The 21,830-nt window shown below is 56.1% G+C and carries 21 protein-coding genes; 7 read left to right on the top strand and 14 right to left on the bottom strand.

Translation table 11 applies throughout. The annotated features are described in order from the left end of the window. Nucleotides 1-12: 12 nt before the first annotated feature. The 3 genes from mtlR to ENTHG_RS18350 all read right to left on the bottom strand — a co-directional run bounded on the left by mtlR (nt 13) and on the right by ENTHG_RS18350 (nt 3,828). A complete protein-coding gene (mtlR, locus tag ENTHG_RS18340) occupies nt 13-600 on the bottom strand; it encodes a mannitol operon repressor MtlR (protein ID WP_106403324.1) in 588 nt (195 codons plus the stop codon). Continuing rightward, nucleotides 600-1,748, bottom strand: coding sequence for a mannitol-1-phosphate 5-dehydrogenase (gene mtlD / locus ENTHG_RS18345; protein WP_044183100.1), 1,149 nt, complete (start codon nt 1,746-1,748; stop codon nt 600-602). Before mtlD ends, mtlR begins: the two co-directional genes overlap by 1 nt. Before the next feature lie 169 nt (nt 1,749-1,917). Then, complete coding sequence (locus ENTHG_RS18350) at nt 1,918-3,828, bottom strand: PTS mannitol transporter subunit IICBA (RefSeq protein ID WP_044183103.1); 1,911 nt, start codon at nt 3,826-3,828, stop codon at nt 1,918-1,920. A 521-nt stretch (nt 3,829-4,349) separates the two neighbouring features. On the opposite strand from ENTHG_RS18350, the gene ENTHG_RS18355 reads away from it, so the two are divergent. The 3 genes from ENTHG_RS18355 (at nt 4,350) to selB (ending at nt 8,288) form a co-directional block, all read left to right on the top strand. Next, entirely contained in the window at nt 4,350-4,958 is a 609-nt protein-coding gene (locus ENTHG_RS18355; RefSeq protein WP_044183106.1) for a glutathione S-transferase, read from the top strand. A gap of 94 nt (nt 4,959-5,052) precedes the next feature. Beyond that, nucleotides 5,053-6,441, top strand: a complete 1,389-nt coding sequence (gene selA, locus ENTHG_RS18360) for an L-seryl-tRNA(Sec) selenium transferase (RefSeq protein WP_044183109.1) — start codon at nt 5,053-5,055, stop codon at nt 6,439-6,441. Then, nucleotides 6,438-8,288 (top strand): selenocysteine-specific translation elongation factor, encoded by a 1,851-nt coding sequence (selB, locus tag ENTHG_RS18365; RefSeq protein ID WP_044183112.1) that lies wholly within the window; start codon nt 6,438-6,440, stop codon nt 8,286-8,288. Before selA ends, selB begins: the two co-directional genes overlap by 4 nt. Nucleotides 8,289-8,323: 35 nt before the next feature. Here the strand turns inward: selB and ENTHG_RS18370 are convergent, their stop codons facing one another. Beyond that, nucleotides 8,324-9,205 carry an ROK family protein gene (locus tag ENTHG_RS18370; protein WP_044183115.1) on the bottom strand — a complete coding sequence of 294 codons (882 nt, stop codon included), beginning with the start codon at nt 9,203-9,205 and terminating at the stop codon, nt 8,324-8,326. Between the two features lie 252 nt (nt 9,206-9,457). On the opposite strand from ENTHG_RS18370, the gene ENTHG_RS18375 reads away from it, so the two are divergent. The 4 genes from ENTHG_RS18375 (at nt 9,458) to dbpA (ending at nt 11,819) form a co-directional block, all read left to right on the top strand. Continuing rightward, nucleotides 9,458-9,643: a type II toxin-antitoxin system HicA family toxin gene (locus tag ENTHG_RS18375; RefSeq protein WP_044183992.1), complete on the top strand. Its 186-nt coding sequence runs from the start codon at nt 9,458-9,460 to the stop codon at nt 9,641-9,643. A 15-nt stretch (nt 9,644-9,658) separates the two neighbouring features. Further along, a complete protein-coding gene (locus tag ENTHG_RS18380) occupies nt 9,659-10,066 on the top strand; it encodes a type II toxin-antitoxin system HicB family antitoxin (protein WP_044183118.1) in 408 nt (135 codons plus the stop codon). 84 nt (nt 10,067-10,150) lie between these two features. Further along, complete coding sequence (locus ENTHG_RS18385) at nt 10,151-10,360, top strand: hypothetical protein (RefSeq protein WP_044183121.1); 210 nt, start codon at nt 10,151-10,153, stop codon at nt 10,358-10,360. A gap of 85 nt (nt 10,361-10,445) precedes the next feature. After that, a complete protein-coding gene (gene dbpA / locus ENTHG_RS18390) occupies nt 10,446-11,819 on the top strand; it encodes an ATP-dependent RNA helicase DbpA (RefSeq protein ID WP_044183124.1) in 1,374 nt (457 codons plus the stop codon). A gap of 66 nt (nt 11,820-11,885) precedes the next feature. On the opposite strand, the gene ENTHG_RS18395 is transcribed toward dbpA, so the two are convergent. The 10 genes from ENTHG_RS18395 to yiaK all read right to left on the bottom strand — a co-directional run bounded on the left by ENTHG_RS18395 (nt 11,886) and on the right by yiaK (nt 21,509). Then, entirely contained in the window at nt 11,886-13,016 is a 1,131-nt protein-coding gene (locus tag ENTHG_RS18395) for a fimbrial protein (RefSeq protein WP_081653644.1), read from the bottom strand. A gap of 394 nt (nt 13,017-13,410) precedes the next feature. After that, nucleotides 13,411-14,106, bottom strand: coding sequence for an L-ribulose-5-phosphate 4-epimerase (gene araD / locus ENTHG_RS18400; RefSeq protein ID WP_044183129.1), 696 nt, complete (start codon nt 14,104-14,106; stop codon nt 13,411-13,413). Then, complete coding sequence (locus ENTHG_RS18405; protein ID WP_044183132.1) at nt 14,100-14,960, bottom strand: L-ribulose-5-phosphate 3-epimerase; 861 nt, start codon at nt 14,958-14,960, stop codon at nt 14,100-14,102. Before ENTHG_RS18405 ends, araD begins: the two co-directional genes overlap by 7 nt. Nucleotides 14,961-14,962: 2 nt before the next feature. Continuing rightward, complete coding sequence (ulaD, locus tag ENTHG_RS18410; protein WP_044183133.1) at nt 14,963-15,616, bottom strand: 3-keto-L-gulonate-6-phosphate decarboxylase UlaD; 654 nt, start codon at nt 15,614-15,616, stop codon at nt 14,963-14,965. After that, entirely contained in the window at nt 15,613-17,109 is a 1,497-nt protein-coding gene (locus tag ENTHG_RS18415) for an FGGY-family carbohydrate kinase (protein WP_044183136.1), read from the bottom strand. Before ENTHG_RS18415 ends, ulaD begins: the two co-directional genes overlap by 4 nt. Nucleotides 17,110-17,125: 16 nt before the next feature. Next, on the bottom strand, nt 17,126-18,112 hold the full coding sequence (locus tag ENTHG_RS18420) for a TRAP transporter substrate-binding protein (RefSeq protein WP_044183139.1): 987 nt from the start codon (nt 18,110-18,112) through the stop codon (nt 17,126-17,128). 12 nt (nt 18,113-18,124) lie between these two features. Beyond that, the gene (gene yiaN, locus ENTHG_RS18425) at nt 18,125-19,402 is read right to left on the bottom strand and encodes a 2,3-diketo-L-gulonate TRAP transporter large permease YiaN (RefSeq protein ID WP_044183142.1); all 1,278 of its coding nucleotides are present in this window, start codon (nt 19,400-19,402) and stop codon (nt 18,125-18,127) included. 2 nt (nt 19,403-19,404) lie between these two features. Then, the gene (locus ENTHG_RS18430) at nt 19,405-19,884 is read right to left on the bottom strand and encodes a TRAP transporter small permease subunit (protein WP_044183145.1); all 480 of its coding nucleotides are present in this window, start codon (nt 19,882-19,884) and stop codon (nt 19,405-19,407) included. A gap of 147 nt (nt 19,885-20,031) precedes the next feature. Next, complete coding sequence (locus ENTHG_RS18435; RefSeq protein WP_044183146.1) at nt 20,032-20,499, bottom strand: YhcH/YjgK/YiaL family protein; 468 nt, start codon at nt 20,497-20,499, stop codon at nt 20,032-20,034. A gap of 11 nt (nt 20,500-20,510) precedes the next feature. Next, nucleotides 20,511-21,509 (bottom strand): 3-dehydro-L-gulonate 2-dehydrogenase, encoded by a 999-nt coding sequence (gene yiaK / locus ENTHG_RS18440; RefSeq protein WP_044183149.1) that lies wholly within the window; start codon nt 21,507-21,509, stop codon nt 20,511-20,513. Between the last annotated feature and the right edge of the window lie 321 nt (nt 21,510-21,830).

The raw sequence follows: 21,830 nt of genomic DNA on the forward strand, positions 1-21,830 counted from the left end.
CGCAGGGCGGGGTTATTTCTGAAACGCTTTTTTTAAGCTGATTCGGGAAATCAGCTCGGTCAGTGAGAGCACCATGGTTGAGCGCACCATCTGCTGATAGCGTTGCTGCTGCATAGCAAACAGATCCGGGTCGCTGCTATCGAACTGCGGAGCCGGGGGCAGCGCCGTAACACAGTGCAGTTCGCCAAATGGGCCGAGGATTTCGTCGTCGGTGAAGGCGTATTCGCTGCCGTCATGGTTGAGCTCTTCGCGCAGCGCTATAAGCAGTTCCGCATCTTCATACTCATGCCGACTGATAACGCCCAGGCCGTAAATCAGCTTTAAGCGCACGGACAGATCGCCCAGCGGCCCGTCGCCGTCAAGTAACGGTTCTACCGCGTATTTCACGGCATAGTCGTCTTTGCGGAAGACCTGCAGCACCAGGATATTGACCGCTTCCGTCAGTAACTCGACGGCGGCAATCAGAAAGCCCCTTACGGTTTTGCCAGCATTCAGACGCTCGAGCACACGGTTTTCGAAAGCCTGTGTTAATTCCATCATTGCCTGCATATCTGACAATCTTAATAACAGGCGCGGGATATCCCGCGCCGGGGTCGGCATCATGCCTTTGCGTTGTAGGCGGTGACGGCTTCTGCGACAACGTCGCTTGCGGCATCAAGCCCGGAGACTTGCGCCAGTGCGGCCTGCGGGCCTTTCTCTGCGATCAGGGTCGCCAGCTCCTGTGCCTGCGGGTCCTGTTCGCTGCGGTAGTGCATCGCGGCGGCGATACCTTTTACCAGGTTTTCGTGCGGTAAACCATACTCCAGCGTGCCGAGCAGCGGTTTAATCAGACGATCGCCCGCGCTCAGTTTACGCAGCGGCTGGCGACCTACGCGCTCCACATCATCTTTCAGGTACGGGTTTTCGAAACGACCGAGGATCTTCTGAATGTACGCCGCATGTTTATCGGCATCAAAACCGTAACGTTTAATCAGCACCGCGCCGCTCTCTTCCATCGCGCCTTTCACCACCGCACGGATGTTTTCATCAAGGATGGCGTCACGAATGGTCTGATGACCGGTCTGCTGCCCGAGGTAGGCGGTTATAGCATGACCGGTGTTCAGGGTGAAGAGCTTACGCTCAACAAACGCCATCAGGTTATCGGTTAACTCCATACCGGCAATAGAGGGCAGGTCGCCTTTGAACTGGGTTTTATCAACAATCCACTCGCTAAACGTCTCAACGGTTACTTCCAACGGATCGTTTGTGGCAGAGGCCGAAGGGGGAACGATACGGTCAACGGCGGAGTCTACAAAGCCGATATGCGCTTCTACCCACGCTTTGTCCTCTTCCGCCAGCGCGTTAAAGACGTGGCCTTTCAGCTGGGTGGTACCGCGCACCATATTTTCACAGGCGATAATATTCAGCGGCGCTTCCACGCCCTGCGCTTTACGCTTCGCCAGCCCTTTGGCGATGGCGGGGGCAATACGCTCCAGCACGACCGGGCCGACGGCGGTGGTAACCAGATCGACGGATGCGATGAGCTCAACCACTTCATCGCCGGTGCTGCTGACAGCGTTGACACCGGAAACGGTATCTACCTGCTCGTTTTCACCAACGACATGAACCTGATAGCTATGACGGGCATTAAGGGCGTCGAGAACCACCTGATTCACATCGGCGAATGTCAGCGTAATCCCCGCGTCCGCCAGCAGTTTGCCGATGAAGCCACGTCCGATATTACCTGCGCCAAAATGTAATGCTTTCATAGTGTTAACCTTAATCAATGTTTTGACCCGAGAGGGCTGGGGTGAGGAAAAAGGCTATTTTGCCTCACCCTAACCCTCTCCCTGAGGGAGAGGGAAGGTACTTCCCGGATGCGCTGCGCTTATCCGGGCTACGCGTTTACGTGCCTGGTAGCCGCATCCGGGGCCAGGGTTACGCTTTCAGCAGCGTCAGTACTTCTTCTACGCTGGTGGTCTGCGCCAGGCGTTCGATGACGGTTTCATCATCCAGCGCGTTGGTCAGGCTGGTGATGACCTGGATGTGCTCGTTGTTACGGGCAGCAATACCGATAACCAGGCGGGCGATGTCATCCGGCTCTTCACCGAAACGGACGCCTTCCGGATACTGGCAGAAGACAACGCCGGTTTTCAGCACGCGATCTTTCGCTTCAACGGTGCCGTGCGGCACGGCGATGGATTCGCCCAGATAGGTCGGGGTCAGCTTCTCACGCTCCAGCATCGCCTCCACGTATTCCGGCTGCACGTAGCCGCCTTTCACCAGTTGTTCACCGGCAAAGCGAATCGCCTCTTCTTTGTTGCTGGCTGTACGGCCCAGGAAGATATTCTCCGCGCCCAGTTTAAACAGATTGCTGTTGCTGGTATCGAAGCTGTCCTGCAGGCTGGTCTGCACTTTCGTGGTGTTATCCGCGTGGCGCTGTGCAGCCACCAGGCGCTCGGTCAGGTTACTGTACAGGCCGCTGTCCAGGAAGTTGGTCAGCGAAATGTGCTGTGCCTGCGGCGCCTGGCGCATTGCGCGCTCGGTCAGGTCGCGGTGTGTAATGACCAGATCCACATCGGACGGCAGGCTGTTGATGGCGGTGTTGGTGACCGAAATATTGGTCAGACCGGCATCCTGCACTTTCTTACGCAGCACGCCCGCACCCATTGCGCTGGAGCCCATACCGGCGTCACAGGCAACGATGATTTTACGCACGTGGCTCAGGTCGTTGGTGACATCGCCAGCGGCCAGCGGGGTAGCCCCTTTGGACTGTGCTTTCATGTCCTGCATACGACGGGTAGCGGCTTCGATGTCATCATCTTCTTCTTTGACCTTGCTGGTTTTCAGCAGAATCGCAGAGACCACGAAGGAAACAATCAGCGCCGCGAAGATAGCGACGATGTTAGCGAAGTACGCGCCTTTTGGCGTCATCGCCAGCACGGCCAGGATAGAACCCGGAGAAGCCGGGGAAACCAGACCGCCGTCCAGGATGTTCAGGGTGAACACGCCGGTCATACCGCCCAGGATAACCGCAATCAGCAGACGCGGGTTCATCAGCACATACGGGAAGTAGATTTCGTGGATACCACCCAGGAAGTGGATGATAGCCGCGCCGCCAGCAGACTGACGTGCGCTGCCGCGACCGAAGAACATGTACGCCAGCAGTACGCCCATACCCGGGCCTGGGTTAGCTTCAATCAGGAAGAAGATAGACTTGCCGAGATCGTGAGACTGCTGAATACCCAGCGGCGAGAAGATACCGTGGTTAATGGCGTTGTTGAGGAACAGGATTTTTGCCGGTTCAACAAAGATGGACGCCAGCGGCAGCATATCATGGGCAACCATGAAGTTAACGCCAGCAGCCAGCAGTTTAGAGAGCACTTCAACCGCCGGGCCAATGCCGAGGAACGCCAGAATGGCGAGGATCATACCGATGATGCCAGCGGAGAAGTTATTCACCAGCATTTCGAAACCGGACTTGATCTTACCGTCTACGGCCGCGTCGAATTTTTTGATGCAGTAGCCGCCCAGCGGGCCGGCAATCATTGCGCCGAGGAACATCGGCATGTCTGCGCCGACAATCACGCCCATCGTGGTGATAGCACCCACCACGCCGCCGCGATCGCCGCCTACCAGCCGACCACCGGTATAACCGATAAGCAGCGGCAGCAGATAGGTAATCATTGGGCCGACGAGCTTCGCCAGCGTTTCGTTAGGCAACCACCCTGTTGGAATAAACAATGCGGTAATGATACCCCACGCGATAAACGCGCCGATATTTGGCATTACCATGTTGCTGAGGAATCGACCAAAGCTTTGCACCTTGATCTTGATATCGGATGACATAAAACACCCCTTCTTATGTTTGCTATCGCGCAGGCTGGAAGCCCGAGGTTTTGTTGTTAACGTGGCGGCAGAGGTAGCCGGACCCATGATCTGTGAAGCGAAATCTCGCACCGAATCGGCCTGGTGTCCAGACAGCCTCCTTGAGTGTGATCCAAATCACGTTTACATAGGGGGTGGAGCATCAATAGTCGTGATGTTGATCACAAAATGCATGTGTAAAAAAAGAACAAGAGGCGAAAATGTCGCCAGTCAGACGGATAATTGTGATTAAAATCACGTTTTGAAGTGGCGTGTTTGTTATTCGTTTGTGATCTGCATCACAAGATATTTTCGCCAGGAGTTTTCCGAGTGTGATCTCCCGCAAGCTGTGATTTTGCGACCTGCACATTCTGTAACTCGCTTTCACTGCTCGGTAGAACTGACCTTATCCCGCTCGCTTTTCACATTTATGAAGGCTGTCGCGCACGATTTGTTGACTGTAGTTCATACTTAAGACTTTGTTGGCGAAAAAGGACAAGGCAATGAAACTGATCGGCAGCTACACCAGCCCTTTTGTACGCAAAATCTCGGTTATCCTGCTCGAAAAAGGCATCACCTTTGAATTTGTGAACGAGCAACCCTACAACGCCATTAACGGGGTGGCGCAGTACAACCCGCTGGGTAAAGTTCCCGCCCTGGTAACCGATGAGGGAGAGGTGTGGTACGACTCGCCAATCATTGCCCAATATATTGACCTGCTGAATGCTGAGCCGCCGATGCTGCCTGCCGAACCGCGGGCGGCGCTGAAGATTCGCCAGATAGAAGCGCTGGCGGACGGGATTATGGACGCCGCCCTGGTATCCGTGCGCGAGCAGGCGCGACCGGCCGCACAGCAGTCCGAAACGGAGCTGCTGCGCCAGCGTGAAAAGATCAGCCGTGGCCTGGATACCTTAGAAAGCTATTTTAGTGACGGTACGTTACATATAGATGAAATGAATCTGGCGACCGTTGCCATTGCCTGTGCGATTAGCTATCTCAACTTCCGCCGCGTCTCGCCGGGCTGGTGCGTTGACAGACCGCAGCTGGTGAAAATGGTGGAAAACCTCTTCCAGCGCGAAAGCTTCGCCCGCACCGAGCCGCCAAAGGATTGACGCCTGTTATGACAGTCTGAGGCAAGTCGCTGTACAATCCCTTCATGTCGACCCCTCTCCCGTCGGGAGGGGCAATCCTCAGCCAGGCTCGCTCATGACAACGGAAAATCACCCGCTTTACAGCCAGATCCCCGCAACCGATCGCCTGCTTCGTGACGAAGCGTTCGAACCCTTACTGACGCAATTTGGGCATCAGCGTGTCGCCCGCACGCTGCGGCAACTCCAGTCGCGCGCGCGCGAGGCCATTCGCCAGCAGCAGGCGCTGCCCGGCTGGTGCGAGGACTGGGCGCAGGCGGCCTGGCAGCAGCTTGACGGTGAAAACGCCAGCGCGCTGCGCGCGGTGTTTAACCTGACGGGGACGGTGCTGCACACCAATCTGGGCCGGGCGTTACAGGCAGAGGCGGCCGTTGAGGCGGTCACGCAGGCGATGCGCTCCCCGGTGACGCTTGAGTATTCGCTGGACGATGCCGGACGGGGCCACCGCGATCGGGCGCTGGCTGACCTCCTGTGCCGACTGACCGGGGCGGAGGACGCCTGTATCGTCAATAACAACGCGGCGGCCGTTCTGCTGATGCTGGCGGCGACCGCCAGCGGTAAAGAGGTCGTGGTCTCTCGCGGCGAGCTGGTGGAGATTGGCGGCGCGTTCCGCATTCCCGATGTAATGCGCCAGGCGGGCTGTACGCTATGCGAGGTCGGCACCACTAACCGCACCCACGAGAAAGATTATCGCCAGGCGGTGAATGACAATACCGCCCTGCTGATGAAAGTCCACGCCAGCAATTACCATATTGAAGGCTTTACCACGGCGGTAGAGGCGGCGGCGCTGGCGGCGCTGGGCGACGAACTCAACGTGCCGGTAATCGCCGACCTGGGCAGCGGCTCGCTCGTCGATTTAAGCCTGTATGGCCTGCCGAAAGAGCCGCTGGTGCAGGAGATGATCGCCGCAGGCGTCAGCCTGGTAAGCTTTTCCGGGGATAAACTTCTCGGCGGCCCGCAGGCGGGGATCATCGTCGGTAAAAAAGCGCTGATTGCGCAACTGCAGCAGCATCCGCTGAAGCGGGCATTGCGCGCCGATAAAATGACGCTGGCGGCGCTGGAGGCGACGTTGCGCCTCTATCTGCACCCGGAGAAATTACGGGAGAACCTGCCGACCCTGCGGTTGCTCACCCGTCCGCAGGCAGAGATTTACCAGCAGGCGCAGCGGCTGCAAAGCCTGCTGGCGCCCCATTACGAGGCGTACAGCGTGCAGGTTGAGACGTGCCTGTCGCAGATCGGCAGCGGCTCGCTGCCCGTGGAGCGTCTGCCGAGCGCAGCCTTAACGTTCACGCCCCGTGACGGCAGCGGCAGCCTGCTGCACGCGCTGGCCGATCGCTGGCGCAACCTGCCGGAGCCGGTAATCGGGCGTATCGGTGATGGACGCCTGTGGCTTGATTTACGCTGCCTTGAGAATGAATCCCGCTTTCTGGAGATGCTGTTGAAATGATTATCGCCACCGCCGGGCACGTCGACCACGGCAAAACAACGCTATTACAGGCCATCACCGGCGTGAATGCCGATCGGTTGCCGGAAGAGAAAGCGCGCGGCATGACCATCGATCTGGGCTACGCCTACTGGCCGCAGCCGGATGGCCGCGTGCCGGGCTTTATCGACGTGCCGGGGCATGAGAAGTTTCTCTCCAATATGCTGGCCGGGGTGGGCGGTATCGACCACGCGCTGCTGGTCGTGGCCTGCGACGATGGCGTGATGGCCCAGACCCGCGAACATCTGGCGATCTTACAGCTGACCGGGAACCCCTCGCTCACCGTCGCCCTGACCAAAGCAGACCGGGTGGACGCGGCCAGAATTGAAGAGGTTAGCGACGAGGTTCGGCAGGTGCTGCGGTCGTTTGGTTATCCGCAGGCGGCGATGTTCGTCACCGCAGCGACCCAACAGCGCGGCATTGATGAACTGCGTGCCCATCTGCTGCAACTGCCTGAACGGTCGTACCCACAGCACCAGCGTTTTCGGCTGGCGCTGGATCGTGCCTTCACCGTAAAAGGCGCGGGGCTGGTGGTCACCGGCACTGCGCTGTCGGGCGAGGTGCGCGTGGGCGACACGCTCTGGCTGACGGGGGGCGATAAGCCCGTGCGCGTGCGTGGGCTGCACGCGCAGAATCAGCCGGTAGAGCAGGCGCACGCCGGGCAGCGTATTGCGCTCAATATTGTCGGCGATGCGCAAAAAGCGTCGCTGAGCCGTGGCGACTGGCTGCTGTCGGAGAAGCCCCCTGCGCCGTGCGAACGGGTTATCGTGGCGCTGCAAACCCATACGCCTCTGACCCAGTGGCAGCCGCTGCATATTCACCACGCCGCCCGTCATATTACCGGGCGTGTTTCGCTGCTGGATAACGGCCTGGCGGAGCTGGTGCTGGATACGCCGTTGTGGCTGGCGGACAACGACAGGCTGGTGCTGCGCGATATCTCCGCCCGCGAAACGCTGGCCGGGGCGCGCGTAGTGACCCTTAACCCACCCCGGCGCGGAAAGCGTAAGCCGGAATATCAGCAGTGGCTGGCGACGCTAAACGCCGCAGAAGACGATGCGCAGGCGCTGGGGGTACATCTTGCGCGCGGAGCGGTACATCTGCCGGAGTTTGCGTGGGCGCGGCAACGCAATGACGCCGGGCTTGCGCAGCTGCTGACGAACCCGGGTTTTATTCGTGCCGGGGATAATGTGCTAAACGCCCCGGTGGCGGCAGAGTGGCAGCGCAAGCTGCTGGCGACGCTGGGCCGCTATCACGAGCAGCACGCGGACGAGCCGGGCCCAGGGCGCGAGCGGCTGCGGCGCATGGCCTTGCCGACAGAAGACGAGGGGCTGGTGCTGACGCTGATTGAGCGGATGCGTACCGACGGCGTGATTCAGAGCCACCACGGCTGGCTGCATTTGCCGGAACACAAGGCCGGGTTTACCGGGGAGCAGGCGGCTATCTGGCAACGCGCTGCGCCGCTGTTTGGCGATGAGCCCTGGTGGGTGCGGGACCTGGCGCGGGAAACCGCCACCGACGAGCAGACGATGCGCGCAGTGTTACGCCAGGCAGCGCAGCAGGGGCTGATAACGGCGATCGTTAAAGATCGCTATTACCGCAACGATCGGATTGTCGCTTTCGCCAGTATGATCCGCTATCGCGATGAAGCCGCGGGATCGACCAGTGCGGCGGATTTCCGCGATAACCTTAACATCGGGCGCAAGCTGGCGATTCAGATTCTGGAGTATTTTGACCGGACTGGCTTTACCCGCCGTCGCGGTAATGACCATATTCTGCGTGATAAGGCGCTGTTCAGTAAAAACGAAGCGTAACCCGGCAGGCGGCGTATCGCGCCGCCGCCCGTTCGTTACTGTTTAGCCAGCTTGCGCTTTGCCAGCCATACCGCGCCCAGGCGGCCCGCCTGGTTACCCAGTTCGCACGGGTAGAGAGGCACTTTCAGGGCATCCCACAGTTCGAACGTCTGCAGATGGCGCTCCAGCAGCGGGTAGAGCTTGTCGTTTTCGCTAACGCCGCCGCCAATCAGCAGCACCTGCGGGTCGAACATCGAGATCACGCTGTAGATGCCGCGCGCCAGAAAACGCGCCCAGTCGTTCACCGCCTCGCGCAGGTGCACATCGCTGTCCATCTTCTCGAAAATCTCTTTGCCGTGCGGCATCTCATCTTCCGGTACGCCCAGCGCTTTGCGGCAGGCTTCCATCAGCCCGCTGGCGGAGGCCACCTCATGCATACACTCGCCGCCGTTGCCGACCGGAATCACGCCAAACTCACCGGCGCGGAAATGGGCGCCGCGATAGAGGTCGCGGTCAACAATGATGCCCCCGCCAATACCGGTTCCCACCGTTATGCAGACCAGGCTGTCAAACTTCTGCCCGGCGCCGCGCCACTGCTCGCCCAGGGCAGCGCAGTTGGCGTCGTTTTCCACAATGAGCGGCAGGTCGGTGAGCTCGCCAAACAGTTCAAGCAGGTTTTCACCGTCGAGAAAATCCACCGCGCCCGCTTTCGCCGCAAGCCCGGTGTGCGGATTGATATGGCCGGGAAAGCTCACCCCGATACCCGCAATATCATGCTCGCGCTGGCAATGCTCAACCGCTTCCCGCCACTTCTGTTTAAACGTGTCGGCATCTTCCGGCGTGTCGTACTCTTCGCTAAATAGCTCTTCGCCCTCTCCGGTTATCACACCATATTTAATGTGGGTGCCGCCCACATCGAAGCCGATAAATCGTTGCATAGTCACTCCGTGAGTGTGCCGTGAATGCTTTTAAGTATGGCTAAAGCCAGCCGGAAAACTGTAAAGGAAGGTAATGGTTGCTGTGGGTTACATTCTTTAGCGTCGCCAACAGCAGAAGGCTATATGGAAATTTACGAGCCGCTTTCCAGAGAAAGGTTTCTGTCGATGACGTTTATCCACTGCTGCGTTAGTGTGATCTGCACGGAGTTTAAGGTGTGTGCAGTGTGTATAATATGCGGTGGAGAGAGGGATGTGACCAGTGCTGAGGTGATAGCAATACTAAAAAAACATGGATGGGTTCTTATAAGAATAAAGGGGAGCCACCATCAGTTCATTCATTCGCAACGGCGTGCTCTGGTGACGGTACCTCACCCCCGGAAAGATATTAAGACCGGGACACTGGCGCAAATCTGGCGGCAGGCAGGTTTTAAACCTTAACAATCAGGAGATGACATGTTCTATCCGGCCTATATTCATTCTGATGCCGACGGCAGTGCCAGCGGTTTTTTCCCCGATGTGGCGGGTTGCTTTTTTGCGGGCGATAATCTTAACGAAGCCTTTGAGGATGCCCGAAGCGCACTTACCTTCCACTTTGAAACGCTGTGTGAGCTGGGAGAAACATTGCCGACAGCAAGCCCTGTAGAACATCATTTACAGCAGCAACCGGAAGACTTCATCGGCGGACAGTGGTTGCTGGTTGATATCAATATGAATCAATTTGATGGCAGGGCTGAACGCATCAATATTACGCTCCCCCGACGCCTGCTGAGCAAAATTGATGGCTTCGTACGCGACAATCCGCAATTCAATAATCGCAGCGCTTTTTTGGCCGAAGCGGCAAGACGTATTTTGCATGGTTAGATGCCTCCGCATAAAGCGGCGTGCCGCATGCGGGCTGCGTCTTCTTCCATCGTCTACACTTAATGAAAACGACAGGAGGAAGCAATGTCCGACAAAACCAACAACACGCGACGTCATCACGAGGGCGAAGTCAGCAAGGGGCTGCCTGAGGCGGCACCGAACGCCGGTAATGCCTATGAAGAGGATGAACAGCAGATGAAAGATGTGAAAGATGCGCCGAACGAGCAGGGTGAGATCCCCCGTAAGCGCGATGACAGCAAAGACGATAAAAAAGACCCCTTCAAAGCCAGCTAATCCGACGGCCTGTGATGCGGGCTGCGATGACCGCGCGCCCGCACTCTGCTAGCATAGCGTCCTGCTTCTATTCTGAGAGAACGTCGTGACCGCCTTTTCAACCTTAAATGCTCTGCCCCCTGAACTCCTCGCTAACCTTGACGAGCTGGGTTACCACTCCATGACCCCGGTCCAGGCGGCGGCATTGCCGGTGATTCTGGAAGGGAAAGACGTACGCGTACAGGCCCAGACCGGCAGCGGTAAAACGGCCGCCTTTGGCCTTGGCCTGTTGCAGCATATTGATGCCAGCCAGTTTGTTACCCAGTCGCTGGTACTGTGCCCGACGCGCGAGCTTGCCGACCAGGTGGCGAAAGAGCTGCGCCGGCTGGCGCGTTATCTGCCGAACATTAAGATTCTGACGCTGTGCGGCGGGGTGCCGTTTGGCGCGCAGCGCGATTCGCTCCAGCATGCGCCGCATATTATCGTCGCCACGCCGGGCCGTCTGCTCGACCATCTGCAAAAGGCTACGGTGACGCTTGCGGCACTGAAAACGCTGGTGCTGGATGAGGCCGATCGCATGCTTGATATGGGCTTTAGCGATGCCATCGAAGAGATTCTGCGCCATGCGCCTGCGGGCCGTCAGACGCTGCTTTTTTCCGCCACATGGCCTGCGGCTATTGCGGCAATCAGTACCCGTTTTCAGCGCGAACCGCTTACCATTGAAATCGACGCCGTCGAGGCGCTGCCCGCGGTAGAGCAGCGGTTCTATGAAGTCTCGCGCCGCGAGAAAATCCCCCTGCTGCTCAGCCTGTTGAGCAAGCACCAGCCCGCTTCCTGCGTGGTCTTCTGTAATACGAAGAAAGATTGCCAGGAGGTGTGCGACGCCCTCAATGAACGTCACCAGAGCGCGCTGGCGCTGCATGGCGATATGGAGCAGCGCGACCGCGACCAGACGCTGGTGCGTTTTGCCAACGGCAGCAGCCGTGTGCTGGTGGCGACCGATGTCGCCGCCCGCGGGCTGGACATCAAAGCGCTGGAGATGGTGATTAACTACGAACTCTCCTGGGACCCGGAGGTGCATGTACACCGTATCGGGCGCACCGCCCGCGCCGGGCAGAGCGGGCTGGCCATCAGCCTGTGCGCGCCGGAAGAGGCGCAGCGCGCCGCTATCCTTGGCGAGATGCTGGCGATTTCGCTGGACTGGCAAAGCCCGGTTATCAGCACCAGCATTAAACCGCTGGAGGCAGAGATGGCAACTCTGTGCATCGACGGCGGTAAAAAAGCCAAAATGCGCCCGGGCGATATTCTTGGCGCGCTGACGGGCGATATTGGCCTTGCGGGAGCGGACATCGGCAAAATCGATATGCACCCGATGCACGCCTATGTAGCGGTGCGCCAGTCGGTGGCGCGCCACGCCTGGAAACAGCTCCAGCAGGGTAAAATCAAAGGCAAAACCTGCCGGGTACGTTTACTGAAATAATGGCCTGAGCGATGATGGCTTGCAGGCCATCGCCGCGGCGGGAAAGCGTATTTTAACCCGGGGAATTTATTGGTAGCTCACGGTATAGATTAAATTGCCGTCTGCTCTCCCCGGCGAGACCTTTTCTTCAGTCTGTATATAACGGGCATAAAGGGGAATGATAATTTGAGTTGTACCGTTATTGGGTAACAGGCCCACTATTCTCGCGTTCAAATTAATGATTCCGCTTTCTTTTGTTGTGCTTGATAGCTGGATGCCAACGCCTTTCGCTTTAATCGGCGAATCGTTAAGCGCAATAATACCTTTTTTCGCATCGATAATACCGTTGCCGGGCGTCAGGTTTAACTGCCAAAAATTTTGGCGCAGGGACCCGTTAGTGGTGCCTGTTGTGGGCGAGTAATTGCCTGCGCTGACGATAAGGTTATCAACGCCGCTATTACCATAAAAGGTTTCCGGGCAGGTCAACGTAATCCCCGCGTTTTTCCACGACGTAGCGCTACCAATGCCGGTAAATTTCTTGATGGCATTTTCACCCATGTGGACAGTCACTACGCCGCTTGTCGTAGTGATGTTACACGTTGGCGTGGTGATGGTTACGCTGCCGCTAAAGTTGAATTCATAAACGGCAACCATACTGCTGGCTTGCCCATATGAACGCCGGATTGTGGGTAAATCTGCGCCATTAATCGTGCCCGGTACTAAATCTTCCGATATTTTGATCAGATCCAGGTTAGCGTCAAGCGATAACCCCTTAAAAGAACAGCCCGGCGTCTCTTTTGGAAAACAGCTTGATGCCGCCTTGTACACGGTATAGTTAATACTGTCTTGCGTGATTCTGACACCTACTCCGGGAATATTGGTTTGATACACGCTGTTGCTGTAATGAGAGGCGGGCCAGGGTAAGGCGGCATATTCATAGCCCTGTTGCAGCGGTCCGGGGCTTGAACATTTTATTGTCACGCCGGGGCTGACTCCACTCTGCGAGACAGAAATGGTTTGCCGAAAAATAATTTGTCCAACGGGTGTGCCGGGCGGAGCAGAAAGTTTATTCAAACCTGACAGAGGAATGGTGGATCTGATGGTTTGATCCTGCGGATAATTCGCTGTTGGGCTGAAATCACATGAGGCACTGATCGTTTTAGCAAACAAGGATAACCCCAAAGCCAGAATAAAAGAGGCGATTCTTTTATTAAACATCACTGACTCCCTAAGCTTCCATGCTATTTCAATTACGCCTCATTCACCTTTATTAATCAGGGCTGATGAAGCGCTAGCTCTTCCAGGGATGGTAGGCCGATATTTTGGTTCGAAATAGAAATTATATCGATTGAAAATGGCAAGTCACAGTGAGGCAACAATATATTATTTTGATATTTTATGCGACATTCTGGAAATTATTTATTACATATTATTGAGGTGTTCTGTCTTAAACTTCGCAAAAGAGGCGTTCGGAAAGAGAGAAATAATAAATCTCTCACTTAATATGCTGGCTAAATAATCAAATCAAGACCTTCCCGGAAAGATGATGTCCTCTTATCCGGGAAAGATATATGCAGATTTCATTGGACGATGAAAACCGACAAAAAGCAGGCTACTGACCGTAATACGCCTTTGCCCCATGCTTGCGCAGGTAGTGCTTATCCAGCAGTTCAGGCTGCATAGCGGGCAGCTGCGGCGCAAGCTGGCGGGAGAACAGCCCCATAAAAGCGCACTCCTCCAGTACTACCGCGTTGTGCACCGCGTCGGCGGCATTCTTCCCCCAGGCGAACGGGCCGTGTGAGCGAACCAGCACCGCCGGGATCTGCATGGGGTCGAGGCCACGCGCTTCAAAGGTATTAATAATGACTTCGCCCGTCTCGAATTCATACTCGCCGTTAATCTCCTCTGCCGTCATCAGGCGCGTGCAGGGGATTGCGCCGTAGAAATAATCCGCGTGGGTGGTGCCCCAGGCGGGCAGATCCAGCCCGGCCTGCGACCAGATGGTGGCGTGGCGGGAATGGGTGTGCACAATGCCGCCGATTTCGGCGAAGCGGCGATAGAGCGCCAGGTGCGTTGGCGTATCGGAAGAGGGCTTTTTATTGCCTTCAACGACCTTGCCTGTGGCAATCTCCACCACAACCATATCCCCGGCGGTCATGACCTCATACTCGACGCCGGATGGTTTTATCACCATCAGGCGGCGGCTTTCATCCACCGCGCTGACGTTGCCCCAGGTAAAGGTGACGAGCTGATGGGCAGGAAGGGCCAGGTTGGCCGCCAGCACCTCCGCTTTTAACTGTTCTAACATACGAATCCTCCTTCCTGCATCCGGGCTTCAATCCAGCGGCGGGCCTGAATAATCTCCAGCACCGGCTCTTTGGCTTTTTCAGTCCACATCTCAATTAAAAACGCGCCGCGATAGTTCAGGCTCTGCAACGTGCTAAAGACATTAACGAAATCCACGCATCCTTCGCCAAACGGTACGTCGCGGAACTGACCGGGGCTGGTTTCAGTAACGGGCTGGGTATCTTTCAGATGGATAGCGGCAATACGGTCAATACCCAGCGCCAGTTCGGCGGGCACGTCATTGCCCCAGGCGCTCAGGTTGCCCACGTCCGGGTAGACGGTGAACCACGGTGAGGCGAGCATCTCATCCCACTTTTTCCATTTGCTGATGGAGTTCATAAAGGCGGTATCCATGATTTCTACCGCCAGCATGACCTGGGCGCCTGCCGCCTGCTCAACGGCCCAGGCAAGCCCTTCGGCAAAGCGTTGCTGCGTGCCTGCGTCATGTTCTTCGTAATAGACGTCGTAACCCGCAAGCTGAATGGTGCGAATACCCAGATCCCGCGCCAGCTTGATCGCTTTGGTCATAATGTCGCGCGCCCGCTCGCGCACCGTCTCATCGCGGCTGCCGAAGGGAAAACGGCGATGCGCGGATAAGCACATTGACGGTATCGACACGTTGGTTTCCAGCATCGCTTCGACTAACGAGGCGCGTTGGGCGGTAGTCCATTCGAGCCGCGATAAACGCTCGTCGGTTTCATCGACGGACATTTCGACGAAGTCGAAACCGCAGCTTTTAGCCAGAACCAGACGCTCCGGCCAGGATAAGTCTTTCGGTAACGCTTTTTCATAAATTCCTAAAGGGTGGCTGCGCATGATCAGGATCCCCAGATGTCGCGGATTTGCGCCAGAAATGCCCCGGCGGTTTGCTGTGGATCCTTCGCGCCGGATAAAGCGCGCCCGGCGATAAAAGCTTTCACATTGACTGCTTTAAACAGCGGCAGGTCGGCGGGGGTCAGACCGCCCGTCACGGAGAGCTCCAGGCCAATATCCGACAGCGCTTTCATGCGTGCCAGATCCTCCTCCCCCCACTGCTGACCGCTCGCCTGCGCGTCGCGCCCACGGTGGTAAATGGCCTGCCTGACGCCGGTACGGTACCAGTCACGGGCGTCCTCGAATGTCCAGTTGCCGAAAAGCTCTATCTGAATTTCACCGCCGCGCGCCTGGGCGGCCGCGTGGCCTTTTTCAATGGTCGCCAGCGGCGCGGCGCAGATAATGGTCATCCAGTTCGCGCCCGCATCCAGCGCCTGTTGCGCCAGCGTTTCGCCCGCATCGGCAACCTTCCAGTCGGCGACAATCAGTTTATCCGGGCATTGCGCACGCAGCGCTTTTACCGCGTTCAGCCCTTCGCTCAGGCAGAGAATAGTGCCTGCTTCCACGATATCCACATGGTCCCGCAGCAATGCGACATCGCGCTGGGCTGCGGCAAGACTTGTGTGATCGAGCGCCAGTTGCAATAGTGGTCGGCTCATAAAGCGTCCTCCTTGATACGGGCGTGAAAGCCCTGAAGTGCGGTGATTAACATCTGATAACGGTGATATTTGCGCTGATAAGCCGCATGGGCGCGGGCGTCCGGCGCGAGCGTGTCTATTTCATAATTGAGAGTCTGCTGGGCATCGCGGAAATCGGCATATTCTCCCGTGCCCACTAACGCGGCGATGGCAGCGCCGAAGCAGCCGGTCTCCTCGACCTGGGGGAGCTCAACGGGCAGGCCGCTGACGTCGGCAAGCATCTGCATCCATACCTGCGAGTGGGCCGGGCCGCCGGTAACGCGCAGGGCGCGGACATCGGTAAAGCGTTCACGCATACGGTTGAGATGGGTCATATGGCTGAACACCACCCCTTCATAAACCGCCTGCAGCAGATGAGCGCGGGTGTGCAGCGCCTGCATGCCGTAAAAACCGCTGGTCATCTCAAGCCCGGCATTGCTGCCATAAAGAAACGGCAGAAAAAACACGTCGCTTGCGGCCTTCGGCAGGCTGGCGACAAGGCGGTTGATTTCACTAAAACCGATCTCGCCCCACTGGGCAGTTAGCCACTCAAGGTTACCGGAGGAGGTGGGGCTGGCCTCGTGCACGATATACTGCCCGGGATTAACATAGCGGCCATAAACATAGGGGTGCGCTTCGTTTTCGCGCAGGCTGTCGGCGATGCCGCTGGTTACCGCCCATGTCCCCATCACGGCGTTCAGGGTGTGTTCGTCGTTCAGGCCCGCGCAGATCGCGGTGGAAACCACATCAAACAGACCGCCCACAACGGGCGTTCCCGCTGTGAGACCGGTAATGGCGGCTGCCTGAGAGGTGATTTCACCGCTGATTTGGGATGAACCCACAATGGGCGGCAGCGCGGGGTCGATTTCGCTAATGCCAGACCATTGTGTCAGGCGAGGGTCGTACTGCCCGGTGGTCATACAATAAAGATTGGACTCGGAAATATTGCTCTCTTCGCACCCCTTCACTCCCGTTAAGCACCAGCGCAGATAATCATGGCCCATCATGACGCAGCCGATTTGCGCATAACGCTGCGGCGCGTTCTCTTTGACCCAGCGCAGCAGTGAAAGCGGGTGGCCGGTCCACAAGGTCTGGCGGGTGAAAGGATAGAGTTTTTGGGGAAGGCCTTCCCGCTGCCAGCGCTGTACGATGGCCATCGCGCGACGGTCCGAGGAGAGGATAGCGTTACCCAGCGGACGGTCATTTTTGTCCAGCAGAAACAGCCCTTTTCCCTGAGCCGAGATGCCCACGCCTTTGACCTGCCTGCCGTCAATGCCGCTGCGGCGAAGCAGCGCGGCAATGGTCTCCGCGCAGGCTCGCCACAGCGCCGTCATATCGCGCTCGGCATAGCCCGGTAACGGGCTGATTGTCTGTAACGCCTGGCGCTCAATGGCAACTTCGCGACCCTGGCTGTTATACAGTCCGGCTTTGAGATACGTGCCGCCGCAGTCGATACCCAGCCAGAAATCGTTCATTTCGGCCTCCGTCCGGTTAGTGTGTTTCATCGATGGCGGTAAGCAGTCGGGCGCTTTCCGGATTATCTTTGAGGTACATATCACGCACCTGGTCGCCTAAGGCGTTTCTGAATGCTTCGCGGTCAGGATCGGTAATGATTTCAACGCCATCTGCCTGCATACCAGCCAGAATTTTTTGCTGATCTTCCGCAACTAACTGACGCTGATAGTTGCCCGCTTCTTTTGCCGCGCTCACCAGCGTTTGTTGAAGCTCTGGCGTTAAGGCGTCGAATTTCTTCTTGTTCATCACCAGAATTAACGGCGAGTAGGCATGGTGAGTCAGGGTCAGGTACTTCTGCACTTCATAGAATTTTGCCGACCACACAACGTTGATAGGATGTTCCTGGGCATCGATCGTCCGCGTTTCCAGCGCCGTATACACTTCCGCGAACGGCATAGGAATCGGGTTAGCGCCGAATATCTTGAAAGCGGCAATATTCATTGCGCTGTTATTAGTACGGATTTTTAACCCTTTCAGGTCTGCCGGGGTTTTGATTGGCCCTTTGGAGTTAGTGACATCGCGCCAGCCATTTTCCCAGTAGGCCAGCCCTTTTAAGCCCAGCGGTTCCAGCGCTTTTAACAGTTCATCCCCCACTTTACCGTCCAGCACCTTATGGGCATGGGCGGTATCACGAAACAGGAAAGGGATATCCAGCAGGTTAATCACTGGCGCAAGCCCAGTGAAATTATTGGAGCCGGACATTTCCATATCAATGGTTCCGCCGCGAACGCCGCTGATCATCGCCTGCGCGTTGCCAAGCGTGCTGTCTGGGAACAGTTTGAGGGTAATTTCCCCCTGCGTTTTTTCTTTCAGAATTTCGTTAAACTTCTTCGCTGCAATATGTTGCGAGTCAGTCTGCGACGTCTCGTAACCAAAGCGAAAGGTATTGCCGGCTTGCGCACACGTTGCCGTTGCCGCTAACCCGAGGAATAATAATGCACGAGCTACAGAGCGTAATTTCATATTGATGTCCTTTTAGCTAATCCATTTTAAAGGGGTAATAATTATTGTGGGGAAAAATATAAAAAGAATAAGAAGCATATACAGCGTTAATATGTAGGGGGCAACGCCACGCACCGCATCGTCGAATTTCAGTCGGGCCACGCCGGATATGACGTTGAGGACGTTACCTACCGGTGGGGTAATAAGTCCAATTGAGCAGTTAATAATAAACATCACGCCGAAATAGATGGGATCGATGCCTGCTTCTTTAACCAGCGGGAGTAATACCGGTGTCAGGATGAGTACCGTTGGCGTTAAGTCCATCACCATGCCCACGAGCATAATCGCCAGCATAATGACCACGAAGAGCAGACGAGGCGAGTCCACCAGCGGCGCCAGCAGCTCCGTGACCATTAAGGGGAGCTCGGCAATGGTGATAAGCCAGGCGGAAACCTGCGCCGATGCGACCAGGAACATCACGACCGCCGTGGTTTTCGCCGAGGCGATCAAAACGGACACGAGCGCGCTCAGCGTCATTTCCCGGTAAATAACCAATGCGACGAAAAGGGCATAAAATGCGGCGACTGCGCCCGCTTCGGTTGGCGTAAAAAGCCCGGAGCGAAAGCCGCCGACGATAATAACCGGCAGAAATAACGCCCAAATCCCTGAGCTTAGAGAGTGCCATACCTCCTGTAGCGTCGCTTTGGGCTGTTTTGGCAGATCCAAACGGCTGGCCTGCCACCACCAGGTCAGCATTAACGCCGCGCCCATCATGATCCCCGGCGCGATACCCGCCATAAATAACTTGCTGATCGACAAGCCGCTGGAGACGCCAAAGATAATAAACGGAATGGAGGGGGGGATGATTGGCGCAATGATTCCGCCAGAGGCAATCAGGCCTGCGGAACGATTGATAGGGTAGTTAGCGGTGCGCATCATGGGAATGAGCAACGCCGCCACCGCTGCGGTATCCGCGACTGCCGAGCCGGAAAGGCTCGCCATAATCATAGCGGCTATCACCCCAACGTAGCCCAGCCCGCCAGGTTTATGGCCGACCAGTTTCATCGGCAAATCGACAATCCGCCGCGACAGCCCGCCAGCATTCATGATCTCGCCCGCCAGCACAAAGAAGGGAATAGCCAGTAATGAAAAGCTGTCCGCGCCGTTAATGAGCGTCTGCGCCATGATCTGCACATCGAACATATCGAGGTACAGCATTAAGGCAAAACCGCAGGTTAATAGCGACCATGCAATCGGCAGGCCTAAAGCAATACTGCCTAATAAACAGCCCAGGAATATAATAACAGCCATGATCAGTCATCCTGTGATAAAGGGTGATTGTGCTTTTTAGATTGCGCCGTGAATGTCGAAAAAAGTTTAATGATTTCCAGTATCCCGATGGTCAAACTCATGGGGAGGCTGGCGGCATAAAGCAAGCCGACGGGCAGCCCCAGAATAGGCGTGTGGTCATTCCAGTCCTGCACCACCTTGCCAATTCCACCGACAAAAAGCATGCCGCACAGGCCAATAACAATAAGGTGCGTAATAATGCCAACCCGCGCTCTATTTTTTGTACTTAGCTTCTCGACGAGAAAGGTCACCTGCACATGGGAATTTTCCATGTAGGCCAGAATAGCGCCAATGAATATTAACCAGACGAATAAGAAGCGGGATAACTCATCTACGGATAAAATACTGGTCTGGAATCCATATCGCAGAATGATATTGATAAATACAATGCACGATAATATGGAAAGTATTATGGCTGTTATTATTTCTAAAATCCGTTTCATCGATATACCTTTTGAGGCCAGAGTTCGATGTTGATTTATCAGCGCCGTATGCTATCTGCCATAGCCAGCATTAGCATTTATTTCCAGCAATTTGATACCTGAAAACAGTAAATTCTCGAGGCCCGTCGCATTAAGCCTGGTACCGCGTTAATCGATTGCGGAAACCGCAACCTTAACCACTATTTTGCGAATGGGCGTTTCCCTGTGCTTATTACAGGCAGGACGGTGTACATCCTGCGGGAAGAATATGGCGTAACTGCCCGGTATCATTTCTATAAACGATTCATTTTCACAGTCGTGATAGAAAATAATGTCACGCTGTTCGAGCAGATCTTCGCTGATTTTATTATTGCCCGTATCAATGGCGACACCGATTTGCTCTTCCCCAGAAGAGAGAAACTGAATATCCAGATAGCGGCGATGCACTTCCGGACGTAAGGCTTCACGTGGCCGGGTCGTCAAATCAAGGATTTGCGCGAAAATCGTGCGCCCTTCAATTTCCACGACGCCGGGTGCCAGCTTGCTGAAATCGGTGGTGCGCAGAAATTCCAGCGCGCTTTCAATCGCCGCCGGGTAGCGGCAGGCATTGGGCTGGGAAATATGTCCATATATCATGCTGCGTTCCCCTATAGCGCTTTGATTTTCGCCCATACGCTGTCGTCAACGGTAATGCCGTTGCGACGGTTCTCTTCCAGTAAGCGGGTAAACTCATGGCCTGGCAAACGCACCGGGGCATTTTCGTCTGCGCGTTCGGCGGTGGTGACATAATCCATAATACGTTGCAGCTTGGCGTCGCGGGTGGCGCCGTCAATAAGGCGGTCTACCTCAATGGCGATAAAGACCTGAGAGATATTGAACTCGTCGCTATTATCTTCGGTGACCGCCGCGACAGAGGAGCCGTCGGATAGCAGGGTGGCGATCATGTCCAGCACAATAGAGAGGCCGGAGCCTTTCCAGTAGCCCATTGGCAGAATACGACGGTTTTTCTCAATGGGGGCCGGATCGCGGGTGAGGTTGCCCTCATCGTCAAAACCACCGTCAACCGGCAACTGGCGACCCGCAAGGCGATTTACCTCCAGCATGCCGTAGGAGAACATCGACATCGACATATCCACCATCGTGATTGGGCTGGAGGGGATGGCGACAATCAGCGGGTTAGTGCCGATACGACACTCTTTCGCGCCCCATGGCGGCATCACGGCGATGGAGTTAGTCCAGCAGATGCCGATGTAGCCTTTTTCCGCCGCCTGCCAGCCATAGCTGCCGCCGCGCATCCAGTGGTTGGCGTTACGTACCGCAACAAGGCCAATACCGTGATCTGCGGCCAGTTCAATGGCGCGATCCATCATCTTTTTCGCCGTCAGGTTGCCAATCGAGCGCTGGGCATCCCACTGCTCAATCGCCCCCAGCGACGTAATACGTTTCGGCTGGGCATCGGGAATGATGTCGCCCGCTTCGAGTTGCTGAATAAAGCGGGGGAAGCGGTTAACGCCATGGGAGTAAACCCCCGATTCTGTCGTGCGGGCGAACATCTCTGCGCAGGCATCCGCCGTATCGGCAGCCACCCCACGGGAGAGCAGGACCCGTTTAAACTCATTTTTCAGTTCAGCAAAACTCAGCAACATACGCTTCTCCCTGTCTTGTCGTTTTACATAGTGAAATTACATTTCATTAAACTATGCCGGATTGTAAAAATGCGCCGACGATGCCGGTGCGATTGATGAAAATCGGGTTTTCCCTGGTGCTGTAAAAAGAGTATTGTTCGTACTGCTAATTTCACTATGCGAAATCTGATTTCAAATATAACGATCGAATTTTAACAAATCAATTCCTGCACGCTTTTTTGAAATGCTTTAAAAACAGTGCATTACAAATTTTCTGTCCAGATCGTGAACTGAAACACACTTTGCGCTACCATCAGCCCGCCAGAAAAAGGAAAGGGGAAG

Origin of the sequence: Phytobacter massiliensis JC163, assembly GCF_000321045.1 — a bacterium.
GTDB classification, from domain to species: domain Bacteria; phylum Pseudomonadota; class Gammaproteobacteria; order Enterobacterales; family Enterobacteriaceae; genus Phytobacter_A; species Phytobacter_A massiliensis.